Consider the following 19,696-nt stretch of genomic DNA (forward strand, 5'->3'; position numbering starts at 1 on the left):
TCAGAGGTCGATCCGGAGCAGCTCGACCTGCCGGTCGGCGGCCAGGCCCCGCACGTCGGGGACACCGAGCCGGGCGGCGTCGGCGGTCGCGTCGTCCGGCATGGTCTGCGACTGCCGTTCGGCCGTCACCCGGGCCAGGTAGTGCTCGATCTCCTTCTCCCGCACGGTGGCGTCCCAGCCCAGCGCGGCGCCCATCACGTCGGCCGCGTGGGCGGCCGTCTCCGCGCCGCGGTGCGCGGTCTCGATCGAGATGCGGGTCCGCCGGGTCAGCACGTCGTCGAGGTGCAGTGCCCCCTCGGCGAGCGCCGCGTAGGCGACCTCGGCGGCCAGGTATTCCGGGGCGCCGGCGAGCGGGGTGGCCAGCGTGGGGTCGGCGGCCATCATCGCCAGCAGGTGGACGGTGAGCGTTCCGTACCTCTCCAGCAGGTGCTCGACCACGCCGGCGGTGACGCCGTGCCGCCGGGCCAGGTCGTGCCGGTCGCGCCACGCGGCGGCGTAGCCGTCCGCGCCGAGGAGCGGCAGCTCGTCGGTGCGCGACGGCCGCACCGGACCGCCGAGCCGGCGCACCGCCTGGTCGATGACGTCGGCGGCCATCACCCGGTACGTCGTGTACTTGCCGCCGGCCACCAGCAGCAGGCCGAGCATCGGCTCCACCACGGCGTGCTCGCGGGAGAGCTTGGAGGTCGAGTCGGCCTCGCCGGAGAGCAGCGGGCGCAGCCCGGCGTAGACACCCTCGATGTCGTCGGTGGTGAGCGGCCGGTCCAGCACGGTGTTGACCTGATCGAGCAGGTAACGGATGTCGCGTGCGGAGGCGGCCGGGTGGGAGCGGTCGAGCTGCCAGTCGGTGTCGGTGGTGCCGATGATCCAGTGCCCGCCCCACGGCAGCACGAAGAGCACCGACGTGGCGGTCCGCAGGATCAGGCCGGCCTCGCCGGTGATCGATGAGCGCGGCACCACCAGGTGCACGCCCTTGGAGGCGCGGACCCGGAAGCCGGGGCGCACGCCCACGTCGCGCAGCATCTGCGACATGTCGTCGCTCCACACGCCGGTGGCCGCGACCACGGTCTTGGCGCGGACCTCGAACTCCTCACTGCCCGGCGCCTCCAGGTCCCGGACCCGCACGCCGACCACCTCGCGCGCCTCTCGCAGGAAGCCGGTGACCCGGGCGCTGGTGACCATGGCGGCGCCCAGGCTGGCCGCGGTCCGGGCCAGGTTCACCACGAGCCGGGCGTCGTCCATCTGGCCGTCGTAGTACCGGATCGCGCCGGTGATCTTGTCGGCCCGCAGGCTGGGGAAGAGGTGCCGGGCGCCGTCGCGGCTCAGGTGCCGGTGCAGCGGCATCCCCCGGCCGCCGCCGAACACGCCGGCGAAGGCGTCGTAGGCCGCCACGCCGAGCCCGTAGTAGCCCCGCTGCCAGACCCGCGCCGCCGGGCTCGCGCTGGGCAGCGGAACCAGGATCGGCACCGGCCGGACCAGGTGCGGGGCGAGCTTGGTGGCGAGCAGCCCGCGCTCGGTCAGCGCCTCGTGCACCAGGTGCAGCTCCAGCTGCTCCAGGTAGCGCAGGCCGCCGTGGATCAGCTTGCTGGACCGGCTGGACGTGCCGGCGGCGAAGTCACGCGCCTCGACCAGGGCGACCTTCAGGCCACGGGAGGCCGCGTCGACCGCGGCGCCGGTGCCGGTGACACCACCGCCGATGACGAGGACGTCGAACTGTTCGTCACGGAGTCGCCGCAGATCAGCGGTGCGCCGGATGGGAGAGAGACGGCCGGCCGAATAGCGGGAGACGGAGGGATCACGCACCCGTCCCACGTTAGCGCTTCCACCGTTCACCCCGGCGGCTGAATCATCGGCGATCCACCGTTTCCGATTCTTGCCCCCGGGACGCCGTTAGTTCCTAGCGTGAGGGCGTGCACCGACGGTGTGCCGGAATCCTTTTCCTGGTTCTGGCTGTGGCGTTGATGGCGTTTCCGCCCGGCCGGGTCGAAGCGGCCATCACGACGCCCTTCACCACCCGCTTCGAGACGAACGCGAACGGCTCGATCCTGCTCCGCGGCAACGCCAACATGACCTGCCCGCCGCTCTACATCCTGCTGAACTGCACGGCGGCCCGGACCGGCTCGGGCTCGACCTTCACCCAGGAGCTGAACGACAACGGCTATCCGATGGTCTACACCGACGCGGACGGCGACCCGGCCACGTTCAACGACAGCACCTCGACGGTGACCATGCCGGCCGGCAGCACCGTGCTCTTCGCCGGGCTCTACTGGGGGGCCGATCCGAGCGCCGGCGGCCTGATCGGCGGCGTCCTGGGCACGGCAGCGCCGAACGCGTCGCTGAAGAACCAGGTCCGGTTCCGTACGCCGGCCGGCCCGGCCTGGAACCAAGTCGTCGCCAGCGATGTGTACGCGATCAGCCCGGCCGGCGCCTACCAGGGCTTCGCCGACGTCACCTCGCTGGTGGCCGCAGCCGGCAACGGGGTGTACGGGGTGGCCGACATCCAGGCCGGTCAGGGCGCCGACCGGTACGCCGGGTGGACGCTGGTGATCGCCTACCAGAACCTCTCGGAGGCGCTGCGCAGCCTGCGGGTCTACGACGGCTTCGGTTCGATCTCCGGCACCAGCACCGCGACCATCCCGGTGACCGGGCTCAAGACACCGCTCAGCGGCACCGTCGACGCCCAGGTCGGTGCCGTGGTCTACGAGGGCGACCTGGGCACCACCGGCGACGGGCTGCGGCTGAACGGCCAGGCCCTGAGCGACCCGGCCAACCCGGCGAACAACACGTTCAACAGCACGGTCAGTGACCTCGGGACGGGAGTCGGCGGCCGCAACCCGAACCACCGGAACCTCTTCGGCGTGGACATCGACACCTTCGACGCGACCGGGATGCTGGGGAACAACGCGAGCACGGCCACCCTCACCCTGTCGACCGGCGGGGACGCGTACTACCCGGGGGTGCTCACCTTCGCCGTGGATCTCTACGCGCCCCGGATCGTCACCAGCAAGTCCTCCAGCGACCTGGACGGCGGGCAGCTGGAGCGCGGCGACGACCTGGAGTACCGGATCACGGTGCGCAACGACGGCAAGGACATCGCGGACGGGGTGACAGTCACCGACGCGGTCCCGATCTACACCACGTACGTGCCGAACTCGCTGGTCGTGCAGGGTGTGCCGGTCACCGACGCGGCGGACGCGGACGGTGGGCAGGCCAGTGCCGGCACGGTCGTCTACCGGCTGGGCAGCATCCCGTACCTGGGCAGCACGGACGTCACCTTCCGGGTGCGGGTCGACCCGGGCGCGCCGGCCGGGTACGCGGTCTCCAACGTGCTCAACGTCAGCTACACCGGGCGCACCACCGGTGTCGGCATCTCCGGCGGCGGCGGCACCGCGGCCTCCCCGGTCCTGCAGGCGTCCGCCGACCTGTCCGCCTCCGCGACGGTCACACCGGTCTCAGTCCAGCGCGCCGCCGCCCCGAACGCGGTGACCTACACCGCGACCGTCACGAACCTCGGCCCGGACGCGGATCCGGCGGCGCGGGCCGAGCTGACCCTGCCGAACGGCGTCACCGCCGGCGCACTGCCGGCCGGCTGCACGGCGGCCGGTCAGGTGGTCACCTGCGGGCTCGGGCCGCTGCTGGCGAACCACCAGGCGAACGTCTCGGTACCGGCGACCGCGGACGCGAGCGCGGCAGCGAACCCGGCGGCCGCCCTGACCGTCCGCGGCGACGGATCCGACCCGGGGAGCGGGAACAACGCCGCCACCGCCGTGCTGCGGGTGAACTCCCGGCCGCAGGCGGCCGCGGACAGCGCGTCCACCACGCACAACACGGCGGTCGCGATCGACGTACGGGCGAACGACACCGACCCGGACGACCCGGCCGGCAGCCTCGCGGTCCGGATCACCTCCGCGCCCGGCAACGGCGCCGCCGTCGTGGCGGCGAACGGGACGGTCACCTACACCCCCCGGGTGACCTGGGCCGGCGCCGACACGTTCCAGTACGCCGTCGACGACGGGTACGGCGGCAGCGACACCGCCACGGTCACCGTGACGACCGCGAACGCGCTGCCGGCCGCGGTGGACGACGAGGCCGGCACCGCCCCGACCGCCCCGATCACGCTCGCCGTGCTGGCGAACGACACCGATCTGAACGGTGATCCCCTCACCGTGGTCGCGGTCGGTCAGCCGCAGAGCGGGGCGGGCGCGGTCACGCTGGTGGGCGGGGTGGTCACCTACACGCCGAGCGGGTCCTTCACCGGGCGGGCGAGCTTCACCTACACGGTCCGGGACAGCCGGGGCGGGCAGTCGGTGGGCACCGCGCACGTGGACGTGGCGAACTCCGCCCCGGCGGCGGCCGACGACGCGGCGAGCACGCCGTACCACACCGATGTCCTGATCAACGTGCTGGCGAACGACTCGGACCCGAACGGCGTCTTCGACGCGATCGCCGTCGACTCGGTGGGGCAGCCCGGTGCGGGAACGGGCACCACGGCCATCGTGGGCGGCCGGATCGAGTACCGGCCGCCGGACCACTTCTCCGGGATCGCGACGTTCTCGTACACGATTGCCGACCTCGGGCAGCTCACCTCGACCGCCACCGTCACGGTGACCGTCGGCAACGCCGTCCCGGTGGCCGCCGACCACGCCGTCAGCACCGGGTACGGCCAGTTCGCCGACGTCGCCGTGCTGGCCTCGGCGACCGACGCCAACCTCACCGACACGCTGAGGGTCAGCGGCGCGACCACCCCGGCCTCGGGTACGGCCACGGTCCGCCCCGACGGAAAGGTCCGGTACACCCCCGGCCCCGGCTTCTCCGGCACCGACCAGTTCGACTACGCGATCGACGACGGGCACGGCGGCACCGACGTCGGGCGGATCACGGTGACCGTCGCCAACGGGCTGCCGGTGGCCCGGCCGGACGCGGTCACCGTCACCGCGGGCGTGCCGCTCGCGATCGACGTGCTGGCCAACGACGACGACGATCCGAACGGCCAGGCGCTGACCGTCACCACCGGCAACGGTCCCGCGCACGGCACCGTGACGCTCGGGCCGGGTCGCATGATCACCTACACGCCGGCCGCCGGCTACCAGGGGGCGGACGCGTTCGACTACCAGCTCAGCGACGGGCTGGGCAGCTCCACCACGACCGTGACGATCGGCGTGGTCAACTCGGCGCCGGTGGCCCGGCCGGACTCGGTCACCACCGACACCGGCACGGCGGTCACCTTCGACGTGCTCGGCAACGACACCGACCCGAACGGTGACGGCCTCACGCTGGCCGGGATCTCCGCGGCCGGGCACGGCACGGTCACCCGCAACTCGGACGACACCCTCACCTACACGCCGGTGGCCGGCTTCTACGGCACCGACGTGATCACCTATGCGATCACGGATCCGGGTGGGCTGGGGGCTTCGGCGATCATCACGGTGACCGTACGGGACGCCGCCCCGGTCGCCGTGGACGACACCTTCGTGGTGCCGACCGGCACCGACATCGGCCTCGACGTGCTCGCCAACGATCACGACCCGAACACCGGTCAGGTGATCGGCGTCTCGGCGGCCGGACCGGCCGGTCAGGGCACCGTCGTCGTCGGCCCGGGCGACCTGGTCACCTACCGCTCCACGCTGACCGCGACCGGCACGGACACCTTCACCTACGTGGTCGCCGACGACCTGGGGCGCAGCGACACCGGCACGGTGCGGATCACCCTGAACGCGGCGCCGGTGCCGGGCAACGACTCGGTGACCACCGACTCGGCGACCTCGGTCGTCGTCCCGCTCACCGGCAACGACACCGACCCGGAGGCGGATCCGCTGACCGTCGTCACGGTGCATCCGCCCGCACACGGCACCGTGCGGATCAACCCGGACGGGACGGTCACCTACACGCCGGACCTCGGCTACATGGGGCTGGACACGTTCACCTACGTCCTGCGCGACGCGAACGGGAACCTCGCGACCGGGCAGGTCACGGTCAGTGTGGCGAACGCGCCGCCGGTGGCGCTCCCGGATCAGGTCACCGCGACCACCGCCGGTGGCGTCGACATCGACGTGCTCGGCAACGACGCCGACGTCAACCCGGGCCAGACGCTGACCGTGGTGTCGGTGGATCAGCCGGAGCACGGCTCGGCGGTGCTGCTCAGCCCCGGGGACGGCACGGCGAGCGTGGCCGCGGCCGGGCAGATCCGGTACACGCCGCAGGCCGGGTGGACCGGCGAGGACGCCTTCCGCTACCGGGTGACCGACGGGTTCGGCGGCGTGGCCGAGGCACGCATCACGATCACCGTGGCCGCTGCGGCGCCCACGTCCGCTCCCACGTCTGCTCCTACCTCCGCGGCGCCCGTACCCACGTCGTCCGCTCCCGCTTCCGCGGCGCCCAACTCCCCGGCTGCGTCCGCTTCGCCCACGCCGCCGTCGGCTCCGGTCACGACCCCGGCTGAGACTCCGGCCCCCACGCCCAGTCCGGCCCCGAGCGAGCCGCTGCCCATCACCGGTGGCCTGGTGGTCGCTGCCCAGGCCGGCGCGCTGCTGACCGTCACCGGCACGGTCCTCTACTGGCTCGGACGGCCCCGGAAATGACAGAACGGGCGGGCCGCTGAGAGCGGCCCGCCCGATCCGAGGTGTTACTGATGGACTCAGAAGTCCATGTCACCGCCGCCCGGGGCACCGGCCGGAGCCGGGGTCTTCTCGGGCTTGTCGGCCACGACGGCCTCGGTGGTGAGGAACAGCGCGGCGATCGACGCGGCGTTCTGCAGCGCCGAGCGGGTCACCTTGGCCGGGTCGATGATGCCCGCGGCCAGCAGGTCCACGTACTCACCGTTCGCGGCGTTCAGGCCGTGGCCCGACTCCAGGTTGCGCACCTTCTCCACCACGACGCCGCCCTCGAGGCCGGCGTTCACGGCGATCTGACGCAGCGGGGCGTCGAGCGCGACCTTGACGATGTTGGCACCGGTGGCCTCGTCGCCGGAGAGGTCCAGCTTGTCGAACGCGGTCTTGCCGGCCTGGACCAGCGCCACGCCACCACCGGGGACGATGCCCTCCTCGACGGCCGCCTTCGCGTTGCGAACGGCGTCCTCGATGCGGTGCTTGCGCTCCTTGAGCTCGACCTCGGTGGCCGCGCCGACCTTGATGACCGCAACACCGCCGGCCAGCTTGGCCAGGCGCTCCTGCAGCTTCTCACGGTCGTAGTCGGAGTCCGAGCGCTCGATCTCGGCGCGGATCTGGTTGACCCGGCCCTGGATCTGCTCGGCGTTGCCGGCACCGTCGACGATGGTGGTCTCGTCCTTGGTGATGACGACCTTGCGGGCCTGGCCCAGCAGGGACAGGTCAGCGGCGTCCAGCTTGAGGCCGACCTCTTCGCTGATGACGGCGCCACCGGTCAGGATGGCGATGTCCTCCAGCATGGCCTTGCGGCGGTCACCGAAGCCCGGGGCCTTGACGGCGACGGACTTGAAGGTGCCACGGACCTTGTTCACCACCAGGGTCGCCAGGGCCTCGCCCTCGACGTCCTCGGCGATGATGATCAGCGGCTTGCCCGACTGCATGACCTTCTCGAGGACCGGCAGCAGGTCCTTGACCGCGGAGATCTTGCTGTTCGCGATCAGGATGTAGGGGTCGTCGAAGACGGCTTCCATGCGCTCGGCGTCGGTCATGAAGTACGCCGAGATGTAGCCCTTGTCGAAGCGCATACCCTCGGTGAGCTCGAGCTCGAGGCCGAAGGTGTTGCTCTCCTCGACGGTGATGACGCCTTCCTTGCCGACCTTGTCCATGGCCTCGGCGATGATCTCGCCAACCGTGGAGTCACCGGCGGAGATGGAGGCGGTGGAGGCGATCTGCTCCTTGGTCTCCACGTCCTTGGCGAGCTGCGAGAGGCCCTCGGAGACGCTCGCAACCGCAGCCTCGATGCCCCGCTTCAGGGCCATCGGGTTCGCGCCCGCGGCGACGTTGCGCAGGCCCTCACGGACCAGGGCCTGAGCGAGAACGGTCGCCGTCGTCGTGCCGTCACCGGCGACGTCGTCGGTCTTCTTGGCGACCTCCTTGACCAGCTCAGCGCCGATCTTCTCGTACGAGTCCTCGAGCTCGATCTCCTTGGCGATGGATACACCATCGTTGGTGATCGTGGGGGCGCCCCACTTCTTCTCGAGAACCACGTTGCGGCCCTTGGGGCCGAGGGTCACCTTGACCGCGTCGGCGAGCTGGTTCATGCCCCGCTCGAGGCCCCGACGAGCCTCCTCGTCGAATGCGATGATCTTGGCCATACGGCGTTGTCCTCCCGGACATCCGCGGTGCCGGGCCTCTTCGGCCCCGCTCTCCGCACGTTGAGGAACGTCTGTGGACGTCACCACCTGGCGATGTGACGTCCTCAGGCCGAGCCGGATAGCCCGCGACGACCGGCTCCGTGCCCCGGCACTGATGGCAGCGCCGTGACCGGAACCCCACCGTCCCGACCTGTTGGCACTCAGCAGGCGCGAGTGCCAATCACTTGTTTAGCACTCCCCGGTGGCGAGTGCAAGAAACCCCATCTTCCCGCGAAACCCGCCGGGCGACCCCGATTTCCCCTAACGATCTTGAAAGCCCAGGTCAGCGGGGGCACCGGCCGGTTCGGACGTCCTCGGATCCGAGGTGACGAGCGCCGCAACCGACCAGCCGGCGACGAGCAAGCCCCACAGCGCCCCGCTCACCCACAGACGCACCTCGTCGTGGATCTGCGGCAGCGGCACCAGCAGCACGGCGAACGAAGCCACGATGAGCACCAGCGCGTCGCGGCCACCGATCACCGGACGAACGGGCAGCGGCAGCAGCCGCCGGGCCAGCACACCGAGACTCACCAGAACGATGATCGCGAGACCGTCGGCGAGGTAGTCGAGCTGCGTCAGGGACTCGTACCCGCCGCGCGAAGCGGCCACCGAGATGCCTTCGAACACCACGTTGCTGGCGAGCCTGAGCAGCGCGGCGGCAACCCACACCACCAACGCCCGGCCCACGGTCACCCGCCGCCCCGACAACGCGGCGACCACGACCAGGGGCACGACCATCAGGAGCACGTTGAGGGATGCGAGCGCCAGCCGCAGGCCCAGCATGCCGAACGGTGAGGCACCCGGGAGCACGTGCAGCCACGCCCAGTTGTATGCCATCGACAGCGCCACGGACAGCAGAACCGTCGCGGTGAGCGCCCACGGTCGCGTCCGCAGCAGCCGGACACCGGAAAGCCCGTGGACCGCATCAGTCATGGTCGAATCATGCCGTAGGCCCGCCGCACGGCTTCGCGACAACCCGGTTGCCGACCGGGTGCGGCGGCGGTAGGGATTACGCATGGACAACTGGGACGTACGCCGGGTCACCCCGGAGGACGCCGGGCGGATGCGCGCGCTACGCCTCGAGATGCTCGCGGACAGCCCTCTCGCCTTCCTGGAGACTCTGGCTCAGGCGGCGGCCCGGCCCCACGAGAGCTACCGGCAACGCATCCGGCAGTCGGCCACCGGGCCGGACACGGCGCAGTTCATCGCCGACCCGGGCGGGCCGCTGATCGGTCACGCCGGCGGCACCGTCCTGCCCGACGAGCCGGCCTGCACGGTCGTCTTCGCGGTGTACCTGACACCGGCGTACCGGGGTGGCAAGGTGCTGGCCCAGCTGGTCGACGCGGTCGCCGACTGGTCGGCCGCGGCCGGGCGGCACGAGCTGATGCTGGAGGTGGTGGTCGGCAACGACCGGGCCGTCCGGGCATACGAGAAGCTCGGCTTCGCCGACACCGGCGTCCGGCTGCCGCACCCGACCGTGCCGGCGCTCGCCGAGCTGCAGATGAGACGGCGGATCTGATGCGCCACCGCACCCGCTCCGTGCTGACCGCGATCAACGGGACCACCGGCGCGGGGCTGCTGCTCGCACTGCTGAGCGGGGCGCGGGTGCGGCGCGGCCGGGACGGCATCCTGATCGCCGAGGGTTACCGGCTGCGGGTGCCGCCGAACTCGTGCTTCACGGTCGGGTCGGTGATCCTCACCCGGCGCACCGCGGAGTGGCTGCTGGCCGAGGAGCGGGCCGCCCTGCTGGCCCACGAGAGCCGCCACGCCAATCAGTACGCCGTGCTGGGCCCGCTCTTCTGGCCCGCGTACTGGCTCGCCTGCGGCTGGTCGATCTCGCTGACCAGGTCTTACGGCGTGCGCAACTTCTTCGAGCGGCACGCCGGCCTGAAGGACGGCGGCTATCCCGAGGATCTGCCGCTGAGGCCATGGATTGCCCGCCTGAAGCGGCGGTAGGAATTTGGTCGGGAGGACGGACGCACAGTGCCTCCGCATGGGTCAGCACTGGGTCGTTGGGTCCCTCGGAGATTGTCGCCAAGCTCAGGTGAGGGGCCTCGTACGGCGTCGCGTCCTCCCGCGTCATGCATCTTGCCCACCCGGAGATCGGTGTGCAAGTCCTCCGAGGAGGGAATCTTCGACAACCGGCTGAGAGCCGGTTACGCAGAGCTATCCCAGCAGGCCGGCCTCACGGGCGCCGCGCAGCGACGGCTTGATCGTGCGAGTCGGTCCAACCTGGCCGGCGACCGCGTCGATCGTCTTCAGACCCTCGCCGGTGTTGTAGACGACCGTCTCCTTCGACGGGTCCAGCTTGCCGCTGGCGACCAGCTTCTTCAGCACGGCCACCGTGGTGCCGCCGGCGGTCTCGGCGAAGATGCCGGTGGTCTCGGCGAGCAGCCGGATGCCCTCGCGGATCTCGTCGTCGTCGGCGTAGTCCATCCAGCCGCCGGTCCGCTTGACGGCCTCGATCGCGTACGGCCCGGCGGCGGGGTCGCCGATGTTGAGCGACTTGGCGATGCCGGTCGGCTTCACCGGGGTGATCACGTCGGTGTCGTTGTGCAGCGCGGTGGCGATCGGGTTGCAGCCGGCCGACTGCGCCCCGAAGACGGTCCAGCCGCCCTCGGGAGCCTCGACCAGTCCGATCTCGACCAGCTCGGAGAACGCCTTGTCCACCTTGGTGAGCAGCTCACCGGAGGCCATCGGGATGACCACCTGGGCCGGGATGCGCCAGCCCAGCTGCTCGGCCACCTCGTAGCCCAGGGTCTTGGAGCCCTCGGCGTAGAACGGCCGGACGTTCACGTTGACGAACGCGGTGTCCTCGAACTCGTCGGTCTCGACCAGCTCGCTGCAGAGCCGGTTCACGTCGTCGTAGGAGCCCTGGATGGCGACCAGGTCACCGCCGTAGACCGCGGTGGTGATGATCTTGCCCGGCTCGAGGTCGGCCGGGATGAAGACGATGCTCGGCACCCCGGCCCGGGCGGCGTGCGCGGCCACCGAGTTGGCCAGGTTGCCGGTGGAGGCGCAGGAGAACCGCTTGAAACCCAGCTCCTTCGCCGCGGTCAGGGCCACCGAGACGACCCGGTCCTTGAACGAGTGGGTGGGGTTGGCCGAGTCGTCCTTGACCCAGAGCGGGGCCCGCAGGCCGATCCGCTCGGCCAGGGCCGGGGCGCTGACCAGCGGGGTCAGACCGGGGTCGAGGGTCACCCGGGCGGCCGGGTCCTGCCCGGCGGGGAGCAGCGCCGCGTAACGCCAGATGTTCTGCGGGCCCGCCTCGATGTCGGCCCGGGTCACCCGCGCGAGCGCCGCCTCGTCGTAGGCGACCTCGAGCGGGCCGAAACACTCGTAACAGGCGTGCTGGGCGGCGAGCGGGTACTCCGCGCCGCAGGCACGGCAGATGAGGCCGCGGGCGGGCGAGGTGGTGGTAGCAGCGGGTGCGTTGACGGTAGACGTCATCGAGGCCTTCCCTCTCATCTTTCCCCGCCGGCGACCTGCCGAACGGGGACGGAATTAGCACCTGCCACGCGCGGCCTCGCCATCGAGACATGCGTGGTGGTTGCCGGGGCGTCAACGGGCCGTATCCCTCAGCCCCTCTGGATGAGGTATTCAGTTGTTTCCCACACCTTACGTCGAGATGCCGTCGGCGCAATCCGGGATTCCCGAGGTGTGAGCGACCTCCCTCACATCGCGCCTCAGAGGTCGGCGAGGCAGGCCAGCTGGGTGGCGACCGGACGGTAGCCGAGCCGGGTGTTGACCGCCAGCATCGGGACGTTCGACTCGTCGTTGCTGGTGAAGGCCGTTCGCACGCCGTTCGCCGCGGCCCGGTGCAGCGCCTCGGCCTTCACCGCGCGGGCCAGGCCGCGGCCACGCCAGGGGGGCACGGTGGCGGTCATGTCCGACCACACCCGGTCACCGTCGCGGACCAGCAGTGAGAACGAGACGATCTCCGAGCCGGCCAGCGCGGCGGTGCTCGCGTCCCGGTCCATGCCCGGGTTGTCCCAGATCTCGTAACGCCACGTCGGATAGGGCGACGGCTGCCCGGGGACGTCGCCGGGTTCGTCGGTCGCGGCGGCCATGTCGGCCGCGTAGAGCGCCTGCTCGTCGAGATCGCGCATCGGGACCAGCCGGATCCCGTCCGGCGCCGGTGACGGCGCGCTGAACGCCGCCAGGTCGAGGGCGGAGTAGCGCAGCTCGCGGGTCGGCGCGAACCCGAACCGGCGGGCGAACTCCACGGCCTCCACGGTCGTGGTGGCGGCCGTCCGCCGCACGCCGAGGGAGCGCAGATGGCCGGCGGCCGCGGCGAACAGCCCGGCGCCGAGCCCCTGACGCCGGGCCGACGGGTGCACGTGGAGCAGCGAGATCTGGCCGAGGCCGGAGCGCGGGTTCCGGTAGGCCGCGACCCACCCGGCCACCTCACCGTCGCGCTCGGCCACGAAACCGGCCCAGTCCTCCCCCGGTGGCGGTGAGGTGATCAGGCGGCGGGTGGCGTGCTCACCGCGTACCAGATAGGGATAGACCGACGTGCGCAGCGCAACCACCGGGGCCGCGTCGGCGGGAACCGCCGGCCGGATCGTCATGAAGTGACATCTTTGCGGGTGAAGCGGTAGAAGGCCAGCGACCACAGGACAGCGGCATAGATCACCGCCGAGATCGCGCCCTTGGCCAGCTCCTCGGACTGCACCGGCGTGGAGAGCAGACCGCGCCAAGCCTCGGTGTAGTAGGTCGGCAGCACGGCACGCAGGTCCCCGAGCGCCTCGATCTGGTTCAAGATGCTGGAGAGGATCCAGAGCATCACCGCCCCGCCCACCGCGCCCAGCGCCGCATCGGTCATGACCGAGAGCAGGAATGCCAGGCCGGCCACGACCAACAGCGTGACCGAGAGGTACGCGAGGATGCCGAGCAGTCGCAGCACACCCTCGGCCGGCGGGATCTCGGCGGCGATCGTGCTGCCCAGCGGCCCCCAGCCGTAGCGGAGAGTGCCGATCAGCAGACCGGTGCCGGCCAGGGTGAGCATCGCCAGCAGCGAGTACCCGGCCGCGACGATCAGCTTGACGCCGAGCAGCCGGGCGCGCGGCACCGGAATCGCCAGCAGATAGCGCAGGCTGCCCCAGCTCGCCTCGCTCGCCACGGTGTCGCCGAAGAACAGCGCGACCACCACGACCAGCAGGAAACCCGCCGAGACGGCCAGGCAGAACAGGGTGAAGTTGAGCCCGCTGGAGGTGGCCAGGTCGGCGATGCTGCTGAACGCGCCGCCGCCGTCGCCGTCCTCGTCCGGGTCGCTCTCGCCGCCGCCGAACTCGAAGGCGACCAGGATGATCAGCGGCAGCAGCACCATGAATCCCAGGGCGAGCTGGGTGCGCCGCCGGGACGCCTGGCGGCGGACCTCGGCCCAGAGTGGCAGGGTGTGCGAGGCCCGGTAGCCGGTCGCCGCTTCGAGGGTGCTCATCGGTCCCCACTTCCCCGCGAGTTGTCGCCGACCAGCGACAGGAACGCGTCCTCGAGCCGCCTGCGCGGCACCAGCCGGTCCACCCCGATTCCGGCCTCGACCAGCGAGGCGACCAGCTCGGAGCGGGCCGTGCCGTTCATGTCGACGATCAGCCCGGTGGCGCCTTCCGGCTGGACCGAGCGCACGCCGAGGTCCTCCAGGACCCGGGTGGCGGCCGGCACGTCGGTGACGTCGAGCTGCACCGACGGGGACTCCCCGACGATCTCCTCGACCGGGCCGGACGCCACGATCCGGCCCTTGTTCACCACCACCGCGTGCGTGCAGGTCTGCTCCACCTCGGCGAGCAGGTGGCTGGAGACCAGCACGGCGCGGCCGTCGGTGGCGTACCGCTGCAGGACCCGGCGCATCTCGGCGATCTGCGGCGGGTCCAGGCCGTCCGTCGGCTCGTCGAGCACCAGCAGCTCGGGCAGGCCGAGCATGGCCTGGGCGATGGCCAGCCGCTGGCGCATGCCGTGGCTGTACTTGCGGGTCTTGCGGTGCACCGAGGCGCCCAGGCCGGCGATCTCCAGCGCCTCGTCGAACCGGGCGTCCTCCCACGGGCGGCCGGTGGCCTGCCAGTACGCCTTCAGGTTCTCGTAACCGCTCAGGTGCGGCAGGAAGCCGGGGCCCTCGACCAGCGCGCCGACTCGGGACAGGATCGGGGCGCCCGGGACCAGCCGGTGCCCGAAGACGTGGATCTCGCCGTCGGTCGGCTGGGTCAGGCCCATCAGCACCCGCAGCGTGGTGGTCTTGCCGGCGCCGTTCGGGCCGAGCAGGCCGACGACCTGGCCGCGTTCCACGGTGAAGCTGATCTCCTGGACCGCCACGAAACCGTCACCGTAGGCCTTGCGCAGGCCACGGACGACCAGCGGGGTGTCCGCGTACTCCGCGGTCACCGTGCTCTCCTGCCGCCGGTGCCGGCGGCGCAGCACGAGCAGCAGCACGAGCAGGCCGAGCAGGATCGCGGCGACCACGCCGGCCAGGGCGTACCACCAGATGATCTCCGGGCTGGCGATCGGCTCGCCCACCAGGACCGGCAGGGTGAGCGCCGGCTCGACCGCCACCGTGTACGTGGCCGGCCGCGCCGGCGTGAGGAACGCCTGGTCGGACGTGGCGACCGCGATCCGGACGCGGTGCCCGGCGTCGATCCGGCGGACGATGCCCGGCATGGTGACCGTCACCGCCTCGGCCTCGCTGATGGTCGCCGGCAGGCCGGTCAGCCGGACCGGGGCCACCAGGCCGGCGCTGAGCGTCGAGGTGCCGTTCTGATCGACGTCGTAGAGCTTGACGAAGACGACCGCCTCACCGGTCGGCGAGGCCACCCGCAGCCGTACCGACGGCGCCCCGGCCACCTCGATGTCCTCGCTGAGCGGGCCGGAGGTGAAGGTGGCGAACTGACCCGGAACGTCCATCGCGACCCCGCCGCTGAGCAGCGAGCTGAGCCGGCCGCCGAGGCCGGGCAGCGAGCTGAGCGCGCCGGGATTGCCGTTCGGCGGGTTGGCGATCTGCTGCGCCCGGCCCTCCAGCTTGATCTCGGCGCTCGCGGTCCCGGCCAGGCCGGGGTACGTGTCCGCGGAGTACCCGTTCGTCACCAGCCCCCGGTCCAGGGCGCTGAACCCGGCCACCCGCGACCAGGTGAAGTCGTCGCTCGGCGTCTCGCCCGCACCGCCGAGGTAGTGGTCCAGCCACTGCACGGTGAGGAACTTGACCCGGTCGGCGTCGGAGTCGGGCCCGGGCCCGCCGTCGTGGCCGCCGGTGAACCAGGCGACCCGCACCGGGGTGCCGGTCGCGGCGATGCCCTTGGCGTTCGCGTCCGCCTCGGAGAGCGGGAAGAGCGAGTCGACCGCGCCCTGGATCAGCAGCGTCGGCGCCTTGATCCGGTCGAGCACGCCGGCCGGGCTGGACCGGCGCAGCAGGTCGAGGGTCTTCTCGTCCGGAATGCCGGTGGTCGCCATCTGCAGATATGCGGCGCAGACGTCCTCCGCGAACCGGCCGCAGGCGGGGCTGCCCGCCTCCGGCCCACCGCCGAGGAGCGAGGCCGCGCCGTTGCCGAAGAAGTAGCCGGCCCAGCTCTTCTTGAAGACGCCGGCCGCGTCGGTCTGCGCGGACTGCGGGACGAGGGCCTGACCGAGGTCGTTCCAGGTGATCGACGGGACGATCGCGTCGACCCGCTGGTCCTGGGCGGCCAGCAGCAGGGCGAGGGCTCCGCCGTAGGAACCGCCGACCACACCGACCCGCGGGTCACCGGCGCCGTCGGTGCGCACCTCGGGCCGGGCGGCGAGCCAGTCGAGCAGGCCCTGCGCGTCCTTGACCTCGTAGTCGGGGCTGTCCAGGTGGATCTCGCCGCCGCTGCGGCCGAACCCGCGGGCGGTCCAGGTCAGCACCGCGTAACCCCGGTCGGCGAGGGACTCGGCGTCCGAGCTCACCGAGCTCTTCGAGCCGCCGAAGCCGTGTGCCAGCAGCACCGCCGGAACCTTGCCGGACCGCTCCCGGGGCAGGTAGAACCGGGCGTCCAGGTCGACCGGCTCGGCACCGGACGGCCCGGAACGGACGGTGAGCCGCAGATCCTCGGAAGTCCAGGAGGCGCGCTCGGGGCGCACCGCCCAGACCACCGCGGCGGCGATCAGCAGGAGCGCCACCGCGGCGGCGATCGCCCGGCGCCGAGTGAGCCGGGGCAGCGCACGGCGTAACCGGGCGGTCAGGGCAGACATGGCGCAAACGCTAGCCGGATCCGGCTGAGCGGCGGCTGTGAACCCGTCAGCAGCCGGAACCGGTGGTGAAATTCTTCTCCACGCTCGTGGTCACGCCGCTGGAGACCGCGGTCACCCTGTCGCCGGTGGCCTCGAAGAGCAGCGCGTTCGCGCCGTCAGCGACCTGCCAGCCCTGGGCGCCGGCCGTACCGGTCAGGGCCTGCCCGGCGGGGAACGCCGCCTGCGCCTCGGCCAGGGTCGAACCGACGCCCACCCCGGAGGCGGTGCGGGCGCTCGCGCTGGCGGTCCGCACCAGCACCAGCTTGCCCTGCGCGAAGAAGACCTTGGGCGAGCCGTACAGGACGCTACCGGTGCCGGCGGCGCACCCGGCGGTGTCGGCCAGGCCCTCCACCAGCTCGGAGTCGAGCATGTCGGCCTGCGTCTCGGCCACCTGGTACGGCCCGAACCCGGTCGCGCTCACCCCGAACGGCAGGAACGCGTCGGCCCCGGACCCGCCACCCGGCGCGGTCCGGTCCGCCTTCGGTGCGGCGGACGGCGCCTCGGACGCCGGCGCCTCCTGCTGCTCGGAGGCGCTGGGCGCCGCACCCGGCGGGGCAGCCGCCTTCTCCTCGTCGTCGCTGCATCCCGCCAGAACCGACAGCGCGAGTGCAGCGGTCATCACGACGAGAGGACTACGCCTCATCAATGGCCTCCCCGAAGGCGTGGCAGTGCCGGATAGCGTGGAACGGTGGCTGATGATCTCACGCTGACGGTGACCCTGCGCCCCGCCGCCCTGGATGCCCGCCGCGGCATCGTCCGGCTGCACCCGGAGGTGATGGCGGCCCTGGCGCTGCGCCCCGGCGACCCGGTCCGGCTCACCGGCGCCCGGACCACGGCCGGCATCGTCGCCCGGGCCGAGGCGGGGGCGAGCCGGGCGCTGCTCTACGCCGACGACCTCACCCTCGGCAACCTGGGGATGCGCGACGGCGGCCAGGTCACGGTCACCCCGGCGCCGGTCGTGGAGGCGCGCCGGGTGACCCTGTCGGGCCCGCCGGAGATCGTCGCCGTGGTCTCGCCGGAGATGCTGCGCCTGGCCCTGCTCGGCAAGGTGGTAAGCGTGGGAGACGACGTCTCGCTGCTGCCGCAGGATGTCATCCCTGACGCGGGGCACCGGTCGCTCGTCGAGGCGGCCCGGCGCAGCCTGGCCAACCGGGTGGGATACGCGTGGACCAGCACCCTGCTCACCGTGACCGATCTCGCCGGCGGCGACCCGGCCCTGGTCACCATGGACACCGTGGTCGGCTGGCAGGACGGTCCGGCCTCGTCCGGCGGCACCGCCGCCACCCAGCCGGCCCGCGCCGGCGCGCCCGCCTCCACCGACCCGGAGGTGCCCCCGCCCAGCCTGGACGACCTGCCCGGCCTGCGGGCCCAGGCCAAGGAGCTGGAGGAACTGCTCGACCTCGGCTTCCACCACGGCGAGGTGCTGGCCCGGCTGGGCACCAAGGTCACGCTCGGCGTTCTGATCTCCGGCCCCTCCGGGTCCGGCAAATCCGCGCTGGTGCGCGCGGTGGGCGCGGCGGTCGGCGCACACGTGCGCCCGGCCTGGGCGCCGGAGCTGGCCGCGCTCACCAACAACGCGGCGGCCGCGCGCCTGCGCGAGCTGGCCCGAGAGGTACGCGACGACGCCCCCGCCGTGCTGCTGATCTCGGATGTCGAGGCGCTGGCCCCACGGGAGGAACCGGGGCCGATCTCCACGGTGTTCCGGCAGGTGCTGGCCGAGACGGTGGCCGGTGGCGCGGCGGTGGTCTGCACCACCAGCAAGCCCGAGTCGGTGGACCCGTCGCTGCGCGCTCCCGACCTGCTCGCCGTCCAGCTGACGGTGCCGCTGCCGGACTCGGCGATGCGCCGGGAGCAGCTGAGCGTGCTGACCCGCGGGATGCCGCTGGCCGAGGACGTGCGACTGGACGAGGTGGCCGGCCGTACCCCGGGGTTTGTCGCCGCCGACCTCGGCGCGCTCGCGCGCGAGGCCGGGGTGCGTGCCGCCCTGCGCCAGAAGGATGCCGAGTCCCCCACCGTGACGATGGCGGACTTCGAGGCCGCGCTCGACGTGGTCCGGCCCACCTCGATGGCCGAGTCCACGCTGGAGGTCGCCGCGGTGACCCTGGACGACGTCGGCGACATGGCCGAGGTGAAACAGGTGCTCACCGAGTCGGTGCTGTGGCCGCTGACCTATCCGGACACGTTCGCCCGGCTCGGCGTCTCCCCGCCGCGCGGGGTGCTGCTCTACGGCCCGCCCGGGTGCGGCAAGACCTATCTGGTGAAGGCGATCGCCGGCACCGGCAAGGCGAACGTGCTGTCGGTCAAGGGCGCCGAACTGCTCAGCAAATGGGTCGGTGACAGCGAGCGGGCGGTCCGCGAGCTGTTCCGCCGGGCCCGGGAGGCCGCGCCGACCCTGGTCTTCCTCGACGAGGTGGACGCGCTCGCGCCGACCCGCGGTCAGGCCACCGACGGCGGCACCACCGACCGGGTGGTGGCGGCGCTGCTCACCGAGCTGGACGGGGTGGAGGACCTGCGCAACGTGGTGGTGATCGGCGCCACCAACCGGCCCGACCTGATCGACCCGGCGCTGCTGCGGCCGGGCCGGCTGGAGCGGCTGGTCTACGTGCCGCCGCCGGACGCCGAGGCGCGCACCGCGATCCTGCGGGCGTCGGCCAAGGCGGTGCCGCTCGACGAGACCGTCGACCTGGTGGAGCTCGGCGCCGAGCTGGAGGGTTTCTCGGCGGCCGACTGCGCGGCGCTGATCCGCGAGTCGGCGCTGGCCGCGATGCGGGACTCGCTGGAGGCCTCGACGGTCACCGCGGCCAACGTGGCGGCGGCCCGGACGCGCGTGCGGGCGTCTCTCGACGCCGGCCAGGTGGCCTGGCTGGAGGCTTACGCCTCCACGCACCAGCCTTAGCGACGACGGGTACGGGCCCGGGCCGACCGCAGCCGGCGCAGGCGGCCGACCAGGACCGGGTCGTGCTCCAGGGCCGCCGGGTTGTCCAGCAGCGCGTTGAGCAGCTGGTAGTAACGGGTCGAGGAGAGGCCGAAGGTGTCCCGGACGGCCTGCTCCTTGGCCCCGGCGTGCTTCCACCACTTCGCCTCGAAGGCGAGGATCTGCTGCTCCCGCTCGGTGAGCGCCGGCAGCGCCTCGGAATCGGTGCGCGGGGCGGGGATGTGCTCGGGCTGCATGGC

Annotated in this window: 13 protein-coding genes and 1 riboswitch; of the genes, 4 read left to right on the forward strand and 9 right to left on the reverse strand. The window is 72.3% G+C overall.

Going from position 1 to position 19,696, the window contains the following annotated elements:
- Positions 1–1,800 carry a glycerol-3-phosphate dehydrogenase/oxidase gene (locus tag AB0F81_RS11070; RefSeq protein ID WP_360194505.1) on the reverse strand — a complete coding sequence of 600 codons (1,800 nt, stop codon included), beginning with the start codon at positions 1,798–1,800 and terminating at the stop codon, positions 1–3.
- Between the two features lie 158 nt (positions 1,801–1,958).
- On the opposite strand from AB0F81_RS11070, the gene AB0F81_RS11075 reads away from it, so the two are divergent.
- Positions 1,959–6,575 carry an Ig-like domain-containing protein gene (locus AB0F81_RS11075; protein WP_360194508.1) on the forward strand — a complete coding sequence of 1,539 codons (4,617 nt, stop codon included), beginning with the start codon at positions 1,959–1,961 and terminating at the stop codon, positions 6,573–6,575.
- Between the two features lie 56 nt (positions 6,576–6,631).
- On the opposite strand, the gene groL is transcribed toward AB0F81_RS11075, so the two are convergent.
- Both groL and AB0F81_RS11085 read right to left on the reverse strand, forming a co-directional pair.
- Positions 6,632–8,254 (reverse strand): chaperonin GroEL, encoded by a 1,623-nt coding sequence (groL, locus tag AB0F81_RS11080; protein WP_360194510.1) that lies wholly within the window; start codon positions 8,252–8,254, stop codon positions 6,632–6,634.
- Between the two features lie 300 nt (positions 8,255–8,554).
- Positions 8,555–9,226 (reverse strand): hypothetical protein, encoded by a 672-nt coding sequence (locus AB0F81_RS11085; protein ID WP_360194513.1) that lies wholly within the window; start codon positions 9,224–9,226, stop codon positions 8,555–8,557.
- 82 nt (positions 9,227–9,308) lie between these two features.
- Here AB0F81_RS11085 and AB0F81_RS11090 point away from each other — a divergent pair, with 82 nt between their 5' ends.
- Positions 9,309–9,812 carry a GNAT family N-acetyltransferase gene (locus AB0F81_RS11090; protein ID WP_360194516.1) on the forward strand — a complete coding sequence of 168 codons (504 nt, stop codon included), beginning with the start codon at positions 9,309–9,311 and terminating at the stop codon, positions 9,810–9,812.
- Entirely contained in the window at positions 9,812–10,249 is a 438-nt protein-coding gene (locus AB0F81_RS11095) for a hypothetical protein (protein WP_360194519.1), read from the forward strand. The genes AB0F81_RS11090 and AB0F81_RS11095 overlap by 1 nt, the downstream gene beginning before the upstream one ends.
- Before the next feature lie 210 nt (positions 10,250–10,459).
- Here the strand turns inward: AB0F81_RS11095 and thrC are convergent, their stop codons facing one another.
- The 5 genes from thrC to AB0F81_RS11120 all read right to left on the reverse strand — a co-directional run bounded on the left by thrC (position 10,460) and on the right by AB0F81_RS11120 (position 17,141).
- Positions 10,460–11,743, reverse strand: a complete 1,284-nt coding sequence (thrC, locus tag AB0F81_RS11100) for a threonine synthase (RefSeq protein WP_360194522.1) — start codon at positions 11,741–11,743, stop codon at positions 10,460–10,462.
- A gap of 11 nt (positions 11,744–11,754) precedes the next feature.
- Positions 11,755–11,891: riboswitch (SAM riboswitch) on the reverse strand.
- Between the two features lie 88 nt (positions 11,892–11,979).
- A complete protein-coding gene (locus tag AB0F81_RS11105; protein WP_360194525.1) occupies positions 11,980–12,864 on the reverse strand; it encodes a GNAT family N-acetyltransferase in 885 nt (294 codons plus the stop codon).
- Entirely contained in the window at positions 12,861–13,733 is an 873-nt protein-coding gene (locus AB0F81_RS11110) for an ABC transporter permease subunit (protein ID WP_360194528.1), read from the reverse strand. Before AB0F81_RS11110 ends, AB0F81_RS11105 begins: the two co-directional genes overlap by 4 nt.
- Positions 13,730–16,483 carry an alpha/beta fold hydrolase gene (locus AB0F81_RS11115; RefSeq protein WP_360194531.1) on the reverse strand — a complete coding sequence of 918 codons (2,754 nt, stop codon included), beginning with the start codon at positions 16,481–16,483 and terminating at the stop codon, positions 13,730–13,732. Before AB0F81_RS11115 ends, AB0F81_RS11110 begins: the two co-directional genes overlap by 4 nt.
- A gap of 46 nt (positions 16,484–16,529) precedes the next feature.
- Positions 16,530–17,141, reverse strand: a complete 612-nt coding sequence (locus AB0F81_RS11120) for a hypothetical protein (protein ID WP_360194534.1) — start codon at positions 17,139–17,141, stop codon at positions 16,530–16,532.
- Positions 17,142–17,210: 69 nt separating this feature from the next.
- Here AB0F81_RS11120 and AB0F81_RS11125 point away from each other — a divergent pair, with 69 nt between their 5' ends.
- Positions 17,211–19,418: an AAA family ATPase gene (locus tag AB0F81_RS11125; RefSeq protein WP_360194537.1), complete on the forward strand. Its 2,208-nt coding sequence runs from the start codon at positions 17,211–17,213 to the stop codon at positions 19,416–19,418.
- Here the strand turns inward: AB0F81_RS11125 and AB0F81_RS11130 are convergent.
- Complete coding sequence (locus AB0F81_RS11130) at positions 19,415–19,693, reverse strand: DUF3263 domain-containing protein (RefSeq protein ID WP_360194540.1); 279 nt, start codon at positions 19,691–19,693, stop codon at positions 19,415–19,417. The genes AB0F81_RS11125 and AB0F81_RS11130 overlap by 4 nt on opposite strands.
- Positions 19,694–19,696 lie beyond the last annotated feature (3 nt).

This window comes from Actinoplanes sp. NPDC024001 (genome assembly GCF_040638955.1).
Lineage (GTDB): Bacteria > Actinomycetota > Actinomycetes > Mycobacteriales > Micromonosporaceae > Actinoplanes.